Source organism: Natronosalvus rutilus, from assembly GCF_024204665.1.
Classification (GTDB): Archaea; Halobacteriota; Halobacteria; order Halobacteriales; family Natrialbaceae; genus Natronosalvus; species Natronosalvus rutilus.
Genome location: NZ_CP100355.1, coordinates 2,848,416 through 2,860,041 on the forward strand (window position 1 = coordinate 2,848,416; position 11,626 = coordinate 2,860,041).

The 11,626-nt window shown below is 57.5% G+C and carries 12 protein-coding genes and 1 tRNA gene; 4 read left to right on the forward strand and 9 right to left on the reverse strand.

Annotation, left to right across the window (positions count from 1 at the left end; genetic code table 11):
* Positions 1–20: 20 nt before the first annotated feature.
* A complete protein-coding gene (locus NGM29_RS13690) occupies positions 21–815 on the forward strand; it encodes a hypothetical protein (protein ID WP_254156889.1) in 795 nt (264 codons plus the stop codon).
* A gap of 424 nt (positions 816–1,239) precedes the next feature.
* Here the strand turns inward: NGM29_RS13690 and NGM29_RS13695 are convergent, their stop codons facing one another.
* From NGM29_RS13695 to NGM29_RS13735, 9 genes are all read right to left on the reverse strand, one after another.
* Entirely contained in the window at positions 1,240–1,869 is a 630-nt protein-coding gene (locus tag NGM29_RS13695) for a hypothetical protein (RefSeq protein WP_254156890.1), read from the reverse strand.
* A gap of 374 nt (positions 1,870–2,243) precedes the next feature.
* On the reverse strand, positions 2,244–3,869 hold the full coding sequence (locus NGM29_RS13700) for a DUF7845 domain-containing protein (RefSeq protein ID WP_254156891.1): 1,626 nt from the start codon (positions 3,867–3,869) through the stop codon (positions 2,244–2,246).
* A gap of 4 nt (positions 3,870–3,873) precedes the next feature.
* Positions 3,874–4,167 carry a hypothetical protein gene (locus NGM29_RS13705; protein ID WP_254156893.1) on the reverse strand — a complete coding sequence of 98 codons (294 nt, stop codon included), beginning with the start codon at positions 4,165–4,167 and terminating at the stop codon, positions 3,874–3,876.
* Complete coding sequence (locus NGM29_RS13710) at positions 4,164–4,670, reverse strand: PD-(D/E)XK family putative nuclease (RefSeq protein ID WP_254156894.1); 507 nt, start codon at positions 4,668–4,670, stop codon at positions 4,164–4,166. Before NGM29_RS13710 ends, NGM29_RS13705 begins: the two co-directional genes overlap by 4 nt.
* 449 nt (positions 4,671–5,119) lie before the next feature.
* Positions 5,120–5,506 (reverse strand): nucleoside triphosphate pyrophosphohydrolase family protein, encoded by a 387-nt coding sequence (locus NGM29_RS13715; protein WP_254156895.1) that lies wholly within the window; start codon positions 5,504–5,506, stop codon positions 5,120–5,122.
* A 56-nt stretch (positions 5,507–5,562) separates the two neighbouring features.
* A complete protein-coding gene (locus tag NGM29_RS13720) occupies positions 5,563–6,162 on the reverse strand; it encodes a J domain-containing protein (RefSeq protein WP_254156896.1) in 600 nt (199 codons plus the stop codon).
* Positions 6,155–6,394: a DUF7563 family protein gene (locus NGM29_RS13725; protein WP_254156897.1), complete on the reverse strand. Its 240-nt coding sequence runs from the start codon at positions 6,392–6,394 to the stop codon at positions 6,155–6,157. The genes NGM29_RS13720 and NGM29_RS13725 overlap by 8 nt, the downstream gene beginning before the upstream one ends.
* A 59-nt stretch (positions 6,395–6,453) precedes the next feature.
* Positions 6,454–6,628: transfer RNA gene (locus tag NGM29_RS13730), tRNA-Trp, on the reverse strand.
* Between the two features lie 112 nt (positions 6,629–6,740).
* Complete coding sequence (locus NGM29_RS13735) at positions 6,741–7,658, reverse strand: DUF5794 domain-containing protein (RefSeq protein ID WP_254156898.1); 918 nt, start codon at positions 7,656–7,658, stop codon at positions 6,741–6,743.
* Positions 7,659–8,274: 616 nt separating this feature from the next.
* On the opposite strand from NGM29_RS13735, the gene guaB reads away from it, so the two are divergent.
* From guaB to NGM29_RS13750, 3 genes are all read left to right on the forward strand, one after another.
* The gene (gene guaB, locus NGM29_RS13740) at positions 8,275–9,774 is read left to right on the forward strand and encodes an IMP dehydrogenase (protein ID WP_254156899.1); all 1,500 of its coding nucleotides are present in this window, start codon (positions 8,275–8,277) and stop codon (positions 9,772–9,774) included.
* A 117-nt stretch (positions 9,775–9,891) separates the two neighbouring features.
* A complete protein-coding gene (locus tag NGM29_RS13745; protein WP_254156900.1) occupies positions 9,892–10,044 on the forward strand; it encodes an archaellin/type IV pilin N-terminal domain-containing protein in 153 nt (50 codons plus the stop codon).
* 54 nt (positions 10,045–10,098) lie between these two features.
* On the forward strand, positions 10,099–11,625 hold the full coding sequence (locus NGM29_RS13750; protein ID WP_254156902.1) for a DUF7289 family protein: 1,527 nt from the start codon (positions 10,099–10,101) through the stop codon (positions 11,623–11,625).
* Position 11,626 lies beyond the last annotated feature (1 nt).

An 11,626-nucleotide genomic window follows, 5' to 3' on the forward strand; every position in this document is an offset into this window, starting at 1 on the left:
CCTTGGATAACACAGACAATATGGTGGACATTGACATAGAGGTTTTAATCGGTATCGCTGGAACCGCTTTCTTTGCGATTTTCGGATATATGGCAAAATTGATGTATAATATTTCTGTTAGCCTTAACGGAGTTGAAAACGAGCTTAACCGAGTGAACGACAATTTAGGAAATAAATTAGATAGCATTGAAAATAATACCCGTGAATCAGCAAATATGCTACATAGAATATCGGAACGAACAAGGAATAATGAGGAAGGTGGACAAACAGATGGGGGAGTTATCACGGGTGATACATCTAAAGAACCCAATCAAGAAAATAATGATACAGATGATTTATTAGATGATAGTTCATATGATGTAATTGAGGGGGGTGATTTGTTTAAAAAATCCTATCGTGATCTATATGATGCTCTAAACAATTATTCCGATTTTCGTGATTACACATTAGAGAATTTGGATGCTGGATCAGAGTTTATACGAGAGACACATTCTATTGAAAACCCGGATTTCAATATTGATTTTGTTGGAGGCCATCTAGGCGGTGGTTTTGTTTTAAACGTTCACCCGATGCATGGCTTTGATAAACCCACCAATGTTATGCGAGAAATAGAAGAAGAGCTAATTGAAACACTTAAATTAACTGCCAATAGAGAATTTGATGAGGTACATATGCAGGACAATACCGCCGAATTGTACCTGTTCATACCTGACCCCGATCTTCAGCAGATAAATGAATGGATTAACATGAGCGTTAGTCTACTGGAGGGTTATTTTGACGAATTCACCATAGAATATAGTGAAGAGGATCTATGAGGTCCATCATTGTTCTAAGTGCTTCAATTTGAGTTCCTTAAACGGTAGCGAGGTGGGACGTTGTAATTTTTTGGCTTTGAGGGACATGCTCGAGGTAAGAATCCAATCGTAGTCACTAGCTCTGGTAGATAGGAGTAGCGCGGGGAACTAACAATGATGTGGTTGGTTGGCTGGTCAGCTGTAAGTCCGACGTGGCAACGACAGACTCCCCCCGCGCTGATTGAGTATTGTCCGCAGAGGAAGTAATCTTGGTGGCCGAATCGGCCCACCCTAAACACACTCGACAATCCCGATTAGCGAGGTCTCATCATCGTCAACGGGGAGTATTGAGGTATGAGCCGTCAGTTTCCAGCCGATCGACCAAAACCCGAGCGCGGCGCGCGCTCTGCGCGCCGCAAGATTCTCCTGCCCCCTTAGGGGCATTTTAGACGAAATGGATGTAACCCAATGCTGCCGACAAAATAACGAACCCAAGTTTATGATACCGATCGGGAGTGATTATTGGAAATGCGATTGACACGAGAATTGCGAAAGATGTGATGAATGGTGAGACCTCATTCGTTATTATAGCTGTTTCAATAACGCTTGTGTTGGAGTGAATCCCAACAATTTGCAATATGAACCCAATTCCCAATAGTGCAAAACCAACGTTATTGTACGCCATCTCTTCAGATTGAAGACGACGGATCACATCCGGTTCCCCATCAGAGACAGAGGCGATTATTCTCGGACTTTTCAATGAAGGAGCCACCATCATAGTAGAAGCCCAAATGCTCAAAGCGAGACCATATGTAACTGGGTTTATATTTATTAACGAATCAACAAAAACTACAGCCAACATGAGTAATAATGGCATTTTCAAACCTGGACGGATGACTTTCAGATAGGCGTTAGCGAGATCCGTTTTTGACTGTTCCAGAGACCCATTGGAATAGGCGGAATCATCAAGCCACCTTGGGTCTGGAAGCTGTGTTGTGAAATCTAAAATATACTTGATTCTCCAATCTTCCTCTGTATTCTCTTCTACTACAACCTCTTGAGATTCGGATTCCATTATCTACACAACTAGATAGGTCGTTGAAAAGATTTTCTAGAAACCAACAAGATTAACAGGGGGACAATCTCAGGGTTTCTGGATTCCATATAAACTGAATAGCAACCGCTGTTTCATGTGGATCAACTCGAGATCTGCGTGCGGAGGCGGGGCGGGGGCGATGTAATTTTTTGGCTTTGTCCCCTTGGGGACACGCCGCAAGGGGGCGTTCGCACTCAGTGCGAATTGACCCCGCTGAGGCCCCGGCCCGATCGCGCCGGAGCCCTACCCCTCGAGGACCGGAACACAACCGGAGTTGAACACTCACGAATTGAGTACAATATTACTTGCTGAAAAGAAGGTACGAAAGAGTGTAGCCACTCACGAGGGCCGCGCTACCAGTCGGGCGCGAGTCGGCCAACCGGTCGCGTTTCCGTGTCGCCTCCAGGTGTCCGCCACAGCATCGGCACCCTCGAGAACAACGCTGGGTCGTTTCCTGAGTGACGCCACTTCTCGATCGCCTCTCGGGCGACCTCCTGGGCGCTCTCGAAGCTCGAGGCCTTCAGCGTCGATAGGATCGTGTCGATGCGGAGTCGCTTCGGCTCGCCCTCCTGGTCGAACTCGAGCTCGGCGCCGTGTTCGGCCAGCCATTTCTGGAACGGCGAGCACTCGGCTACGTGATCCGCGAGGCCCATAATGTGCTGGATACGGTCGGCGTAGCTCTCAATGCCGTACTCGGCGCTCTCGACGAGCGCCCGGATCTCCTCGCGATACTTCCGGGCCCGGTAAGAGACCTGGCCGTTTTCGAGGTCGAGTAGTTCACCGAGTTCCTCGATCGCCCGGTAGATCGTCGACGGATGTTTCCCCAGCTCGTCGGCCAGGTCGTCGACGGTCACGCCGCCATCGGTCGAGACCTTCTCGGCCACGTCTCGAGGCGTCTTCCCGAGATCGCGAAGCGTCGTCAGCAACAGATGGTCGCTCTTCGCCTCGAGGCGCGGCGTCGGGTCCGGGTAGAGTTCGACCGGATCATCTCGAGCGACGGCCTCGAAGTGGTCGTCTGCGACGTACACGGCGCTTGCGTCGGGCGCAAGCGGGATGTCGTCCCAGTTGATAAAGTTCATCAGCGTCTCGTCGATCTCCTCGACGACCTCACGCCGCTCGGCCCATGCCCATGCCTCGCGGTCGTTCATCTTCTTGTTGACCAGGACCTCGACCTTCGGGTGGTAGGACGGGTGATCTTTCGAGACCGCATCGGGATCTTTCAGCTGGTAGATCTCGAACTTCCGTCCGTAGCTGTGGCCGGGGAGCAGTTCACTCACTGCCGCCGGGTCGAGCACCAACCGGTTCTGGTGGTTGACAACCTCCTTATTATTGATCTTCAACTCGGCGATGACGCCCTCCATGTCGGTCAGGTGGTGCGTGATCTTCTGGAGGACGCCCGCCGAGGCCAGTTTCTCGGCCCATTCGCGACGCATCCGAACGTAGCGCTCGTGTGCCCACTCGCGGCTGTACGTCGGGTGTGGCGGCTTCCGGAAGTACTCGGGGTACACCGACTCGCCGGCTTCCTCGAAGATCGCCGCGTAGAACTCGGGTAGCAACTCGAGCGTTCGCTCGGGTTCGACGTTCGAGGGTTCGTACTCGACGTCGACGCCGTCGACCTCGCCGAACTGGTTTTCCCAGGGAAGGCCCACCGGGTCGCCGGTTTCCCAGTGACGCATGTTCGGGAACCGCGGCGAAATATTGAACGACGCTTTCGCCTCGCCCGGTCCGCGGCCCTTGATATCCCACTCGTAGAGCCTCGAGGCGTTGATGTTGTCTCGAGGCCGCGGTTTGAATCCCGATTTGGAGTAGGTGACCTCGAGGTGCCAGGGCTCGCCGTCGACGTCGACGTCCAGTTTCAGGTGTCCCTCGAACGGTGGACCGAGCATCACGCTCGAGAGGGCATCGTAGGGCCCGCGGCCCCAGGTGTCCCACTTCCATCGCCCGTGGCTCTCGTGGGGCGTGGTCTCGGGTTGGGACATGGGCTCAGTCCTCCTCCTGATCGGCCCGGATCAGGCCGGTGAGCACGGCCACCGGATTCCACCACGTACAGGTCTGACAGCGATGGCAGATGTGCTTGAACGACGTGCAGTCGCCCGCCTCGAGTTCCTCAAGGTTGGCCTGCGGCTCATGTCCGACGTCTTCCAGGCTCGCCCGCTTTACCGCGATACGCTGGCAGCCGGTACAGATCGCGTCGAAGGGCAATCCGATTCGGCCGGCGGCCGGGCTCGCTAGTTCGACCTCAAGGTCACGATCGTCACCGACGTGCTCGGTACTCACAGCTCATCACCTCGCTGGCGGAGTTCGCTCGAATCGAAGATTCGTGTCCAGGCGAGCTGCGAATAGTCTTCGCGACCGTCGCCCGCGGTCCGCCAGCCGTCGGTCACCGACTCGAGGAGGTGATCGACCTGGGTGGCCGGAACGACCTTCATTCCGATAATCTCCCGGCTGTTCGGCGTGCAGACGGCGAACAGGTAGACGCCGCCCTCCTCGAGTAGACTCTGGTGTTGAACGCGTCGAAGACTGAACCGACCTCGGCGCTGGTTCTGTCCGTAGACGACAGCAACGCTCTTGATCTCGACAACAGCATCGGCTTCGAGAAGACAGATACCGACGAAGGGAAGCTCTCGATGGGGTACGATCACCGTTTCAGCGACGGCGTCGTAGTGCTGGCCTTCCGAATCGGGGACGTACCGAAGGCCGTCGACTAATTCGAGGACGGCTGTCTCGGCGCGGTCGCCCGCCTGCCTGGACCGCGCCATCGTCTCGACGGCGTGGCTCATAGCGGCCCACCTCGAGCACGGCGAACCTCTCGAATACACTCGGGACAGAGCGAACGGAGGCCGTCGACGGATTCATCACAACGAACGCACTCGTTGTTTTCGATGAGACGGCTCACCGCTGGACACCCCCTCTGTTTCGTATGGAACTCTCAAGTTGTGGGAAAGAGTGCCTAGTTGAGTGTGGAAGTCGGTAATCAAACTTCGAAATTTTTGGCAAGAATGGACGTTTGTCTACCAAACTATGGTGATAGCCTGTCAACTCGAGAGTGCCGCAGGAAAATGGGGATCGGGTGCCTGCGGCGCACCCACCAACCACCAACCGTGAATACCGATTCCTCGGTTTTTGAACCAGTGAATTACAACCGGCTATAGCTATGTCTGCGATCACGCCGATCCAGAACGCTTCGCTACAGCGCGAACAGTGCTTGATCGGCCGGTCAGTGCCGTTCTTAGACATCGCGATCACCCTCCGTTCCCGCCTGCAGTGAGCGATTTCTGTGGGACTCGTAAAGTTGAATGAGCAACGCGCCCAGGTCGTCTAACTCCTCGGCTACTCGGCCAGGATCACCGCCTTCGTGCGTAGCTTCGAGGTGTGCCTGAGTGAGTTCCCCGAGTTCCTCCTGAATCGCCAATAACAGCGTCTCCTCGCGCTGTAGTCCCCACTTCTCGATGTTATCTGACGCCTTCCCCCTCCATCGGTCAAACAGACACGAGGACGCCTCGAAATGGACCGAACGCGCGTCGCCGTCGACACCGCAGCAGAACCACGAATTACCTTCTTGCCAGTATTCGCGGTTGCAACCGTCGCACCACCACAGACCGTTGTGGGGGTACATCTCTTCATCGCAGGTAGGGCAGTGCTTCGTACCGCTCGAGGAATGAGCGCTTTCGTTCACGCCGAGTCACCCCCGGTAGTCAGCGTCTCATAAGCTCCCTGAACCCGTTTGAACTCGGTTTCCGAACCGCCGTTATCGGGGTGGGCTTCTTTGATTCGCTCTCGATACGCATCTCGAATCTCGCCGCTGGCAGCGTCAGGGGCGACCTCGAGGACGGCGTGAGGTGACGGCGCGGCTTCGACAGCCTCACCAGCGCTCGGGAGTCGAAGTTTCTGATATTCGCTTTCGGCGGTGACCGTCCCGCGCTGTTCCTGCATCCGCGTCTCGTGCAGGTAGTGGTAGAGATCCTGCGCGTTGTCGCGCAGGTTATCCCACCGATCACAGGCCGCAGCCATCTGCTCGCCGTCTTTCGTGAAGTAGGCGACGACGCCCGGATCATCCGGCTTCGTGGCGTTGGCGTAGGGAAGATTCGGATTTTGCTTGAGATGATCGGCACCACTCTCGAGCTGGACGTCGGTAACGCCATCCCACGATTGCAGCTCGCCGAGAATGTTCTGGAACGCGCACCGAGTCTGAACGCGGAAGTTCCCCGGGTAGACCTCACGTTTCTTCGGTGGCGTCCGTGGAAACGACTCCGGCCACTCAAAGTCAGACATCAGCCTCACCTCCGTGGCGGCCCGGCGCGATCTCGGGATCGGGGATCGCGACGTCGACGCCGGCGCCGGTCCCGCGACTCAGTCGACGGAACGAATCGCACTCGCCGCAGCGGTGGGCACGGTCCGACGAGTCGCCGTAGACCCGCCGGAATTGCTCGCTAACGTGGGCACCACAGTGGTCACAGGTCGACCGATCGACCGGCGTCCAGGGCGTGGAACTCACGCAGACCACCCTTGGTTAGAAGTATGTCGAGAAGGCGAGAGAAGACTCTCCGTGCCTTTTATTTCAGATGGGGTCGGAGGGATTTGAACCCCCGATCGACTGATATCTCCGGTGCGCCTCGGAACTCCAGAGGGTCATCACACGGACACTGATCAGGTGCCCGATCAGTATATCAGTCTGGAGTGTCGTCCCGGGCGCGGGACCTCTGGAGTCAGTCGCCATGCCTGGCTTGGCCACGACCCCTCGAGCAATCGTTGGGTGATCCAGCCTAAAGCAGTTACGATTCAGGGGAGAGTTTGCGACCGAACCAGCGACTCGAGCGCTCGTCCAAATCGGACGAAGTCCCGACTCGAGTCTAGAGCCAGGGGGCACGTCCAGCGGTCGACGTCGTGTCGTCGCCCGGGTACGGATCGGCGTCACCGTTCGACTCGTCGACGGTCACGTTCGCGTCCTCGCGTTCGGAGTCGGTCGCTTCCGCCGCCGATTCCGAACTGACGCCGCCATCGGTCTGGGTTCCGGAACTGACCGACGGGGCGTCCGATTCGTCATCCGTGTCCGGATCCAGCGCGAACAACGCGGCGACAACGAGCGCAGCCAGCGGGGCCTGCCCGAAGGCCATCCCCATGATCGAGAGTGGCAACAGACCAAGCGCGACGGCGCTCCCGAACCGGAACCGGTTGAGGTCCATGTACTCGCGCAGGTACGGACCGCTGACGGCCACGGAGAGGGCGAACGCCACGCCGATCACGGCAGCCAGCGTCGCGTTGGCGACCAACTGCGGGTCGTCCATGAGCGCGAACTCCGCACCCGTGGGCTCGAGGCTGGCGACGAGCCCCAGTCCGATGATGACGCCGGGACTCGGCAGGTACTCGCCGACGGTGGCGCTCGCGGTCTTGGCGGCGATTGCCAGGATGACCAGCGCGGCGAATCGCTCGAAGGTGGCCGTCTCGATCACGCTCTCGATCGCCGGCGCGAGCGCGGCCTGGATGGCCGCGAGCACGATCAGCGGGATGCCGACGATCAGCACGACGCGAACCTGTTCGCGGACGGTCCCCTGCATCTCCGCAAGGATAACGGCGAGGGTCGCACTGCCGCCGAAGATGAGGAGGCCGACCTGGACGGCGCTCGTCGGCGTCTCGAGGGCGCCGGCCAGGATAAGGGCGACGAAGATGCCGTCGACCAACGGGAGGGCCATCACCAGGGCGAGGAGTCTGGCGTCACCGCCGACTAACCGCTCGAGACGGAGGGCGACGGGGTGTTGTGACGTACTCATCGATCACGAACGATGGCCGTGACCCGAGGCCTGGGGATGGGGGTAACGAGGTGAACGGTCCCGCAGCGGCTGCTGGAGCGGAAGCCAGTCCATCGGCGTCGCCGTCGGCACCGACGTCGACGTTGAGCGTTTCCGCCCAAGCCGAAGACCTCGCGCTGTGAGTGGGCAATTCCCAAAGAAAATCGCGGCTACGGAGTCGAACGTCGTCCGGCCGGCGAGTCGGGAATCGCGGAAGTTCACAGCGTGCATACTCGAAACGAGTGGACCTGTATTATTAAACGTTGTGTGAGATTGCTGAACACGAACCGTGAAATCGTAACCGAAACGCGAGTAACACCAGAGAATAGTTCCTGTCGTAGCCGATTGGACGAGAGTTTTCAACACAGACCGCCCTCGTGGGGCAAAAGTTGCCCGCCAGAGCGTGACACTGCGAATTGTGTTAGTACCGGTGCCAGTGACGGTTCCAGCGTCGCTTCCAGCGTCAGTGCCGATGTCGGTTCCAGTATAATTGCCGATGTCGACACCGCCATCGCATCGAATATCGAGAATGCCGTAAAGTACCACACGCTCGAGGGAGTCTCGGAACGCTTTTTACCGACGGTTCCGGACAGTTTACATGGCGAACGACGTTCCCGAGCACGAGCCGTATTCTGCGAAATTACGCGTACCGGAAGCGCTGACGTTCGACGACGTCTTGCTCCGGCCGAAGGAGAGTCGTGTCGAGCCCGACGAGGCGGATCTCACCTCGCGAGTGTCTCGAAACGTTGAGGTCTCGGTTCCGATCATCTCGGCGGCGATGGACACCGTCACCGAGAGCGAGATGGCCGTCGCGATGGCCCGTCACGGCGGACTCGGCGTCCTCCACCGGAACATGAACATCGACGAGATGGTCGAGGAGATCAGTCGCGTCAAGCGCGCCGACGAACTCATCATCCCCTTCGACGACGTGGTGACGGCCGACCCGGAGATGACCGTCCGCGAAGTCGACGAGATGATGGTCCAGGAGGGCGTCGGCGGCGCCCCCGTCGTAAACACGAACGGCGAGGTGCTGGGCATCATCTCGAGTACGGACATCCGCCCACACCTCGAGGTCGGCGAGAACGACCCGGTGACGGAGGCGATGACCGACGAGGTCATCACGGCGCCTCAGAACATCGACGCGCGCGACGCGTTCGACCTGATGTACGAGCACAAGATCGAGCGCGTTCCCGTGGTCGACGACGAGAACTTGCTTGTCGGCCTGGTCACGATGCAGGGCATCTTGCAGCGCCGGGAGTACAAGCAAGCCGCTCGAGACGAAACCGGGCGCCTGCGGTGTGGCGTCGCCGTCGGTCCGTTCGAAACGGATCGCGCGGTTGCGGCAGACGAGGCGGACGTGGACGTGCTCTTCATCGACTGCGCGCACGCACACAACCTGAACGTCATTGATGGAGCGCGCGAGATCAAAGAATCCGTCGACGCAGACGTCGTCGTCGGAAACGTCGGCACGCGAGAGGCCGCGGAGGACCTGGTGAACTTCGCCGACGGCATCAAGGTCGGCATCGGCCCAGGCTCAATCTGCACGACGCGGGTCGTCTCCGGCGCGGGTATGCCCCAGATCACCGCCGTTGCGCAGGTTGCGGACGTCGCGAGCAAGCACGGTATCCCGGTAATCGCCGACGGCGGGATTCGCTACTCCGGCGACGCGATCAAGTCGATCGCCGCCGGTGCCGACGCCGTGATGCTCGGGTCGTACTTCGCGGGCACTGACGAGGCACCGGGTCGCGTCGTGACGATGAACGGAAAGCGCTACAAGCAGTACCGCGGAATGGGGTCGGTCGGAGCGATGAAATCGGGCGACGGCGACCGCTACCTGAAGGACGACCCGGAGGACGACGAGGAGTACGTGCCGGAGGGCGTTGAGGCGGCAACGCCGTACAAGGGAACGCTCCAGTCGGAACTCCACCAGCTGGCGGGCGGGATGCAGTCAGGAATGGGGTACGTCGGCGCCGAGACGATTCCCGAGTTCAAGGAGCGAGCGGAGTTCGTTCGCGTCTCTTCGGCTGGCCAGGCCGAAGGGCACGCCCACGACGTCGTGATTACGGACGAAGCGCCGAACTACTCGCCAAGCGAGTGACGGCTGCGTAACGCGGGTTCTCGAGTTTCGTATTTTGACGCCTTTCGAGACTATTTCTACGATTTAGTACCCCAAATCGGCCGATACTATCATATTGCCTGATTATCGAGTACGCGTATGAGCGACGACGCTGACCACGGAGACGATACGTTACTGCCGAGGGGATATTCCCGTGGACAGGCCGAAGTCATTGCCGTCGTAGTGTTGTTGGGTTTCGTTATTATCGCTGCGGTCGGCGTTGTTGCGGTCGGACAAACTGCGCTTGCGTAACTCGAGTCACAGAGTCGCGACGAGGCTGCGACGCAGTCGCTCGAGCAAGCTAAGGTGGAGTTGGTTTCGCTCGAACCGGGGGAAGGTCAATCCATAGCGTTCAGCGAGTCGATCGAGGACGACGTTCGTGTCAAACCAAACGATGGCACCCTCACTATTGCTGCTGGTAGCGAATCGACAACGTACGGTCTTGGTACTATCAGTTACGAGCGTGATGGAACTCATCTGGCCTATCAGGGTGGCGGACTCTGGGAATCGACGGACGATGGAACGCTGCTTCACAGCGCCCCTAATGTGGACGTGATTACAGACGAGAACCAGGTAACCAACCTTCAAGTCCACGTTACGAACCTCCAGAGTACTGAGCGACGAGGACAGGATTTTACCGTTCGTTCTGCTGGCACGAACACCTCTACCGACTCGCTTCCTGAAGAGCTTCCACCTGGGAAGATGGAGATTACCATCCAATCGTCGTACTACGACGCCTGGGCGGCATATTTTGCCGAACAGAAGGATATCGAAGTTGGTGACGACGGTGGAGATGTCGGGACCGTGTCCATCGATCACACGAACGAACGGATGCAACTCGTGATCGATGTCCCCTATGAATTCGAAATCGACGCTGGGATCACCTCACCGCCGAGCGGGGCGAATATCGAGATTAACAACAACGTCGATATGGAAGCGTACAATTCTGCAACCCCGGATGAGGATGTCGATGACCTCGAGATCCGGTTTGCAGACGACGTCGTTATCAACCACAATACCCAGATAGACGCTGACATCATTATTGACGGTGAGCTAACGCTCGATCAGAGTAATGCGGAGATAAACGGCGACATCTACTGTGTCGGCGAATCTGCGGATTGCCTCACGATCAATAGTGGCGCCCACTACGGTGAAATGCATACCACCGACATCGAGTTGACTCCGCTCTCGTCGACGCTCGAGATAGACCGCCAACAGGAGCGGATTACGTCGACCGAGAACGATAACGAGAACACGGAGGCAATCGACGAAGATGGGCGTTTAACTGGAAATACAATAACAACTCCTGGCGAGTACTACCTCGCCGAAATTTCCTCTGACGATACCCTCAAGGTTGATCTCGAAGACGGTGGTGAAGTCGATATTCTCGTTGATGTCGATATTGTCTTCGATGAGGAGGTCACGCTCGATAGCGAGAATGGACACCAGGTTAACCTCTACATGACCGGAGATTCGCTAACAGTCCGTAATGACGTCAATATCCACGAGAACTCTGACAAGGATGCCACTAACTTCTGGATTCTTTCCCGGCCCGGTTCGGATATTTCCTTTGAATCCGGAGGCACGACTTTCGTCGGTGTGGTCTACGCCGGAAATGCCGATGTGGAACCACCTGCTCGTGTCACGTTCAACAACAACGTCGAATTCTACGGTGGCCTCGTCGCATCCGTCGAAAGTGTCGACCAGAATATCGACTTTTACTACGACGCGGCGCTGATCGAAGAGTCATCCGGAGGAGGAGCGAAACGAACGGTGACCGATACGACATTTCTACAGGTGACCGTAACAGACATTCTCGTCGACGGGGACTGAA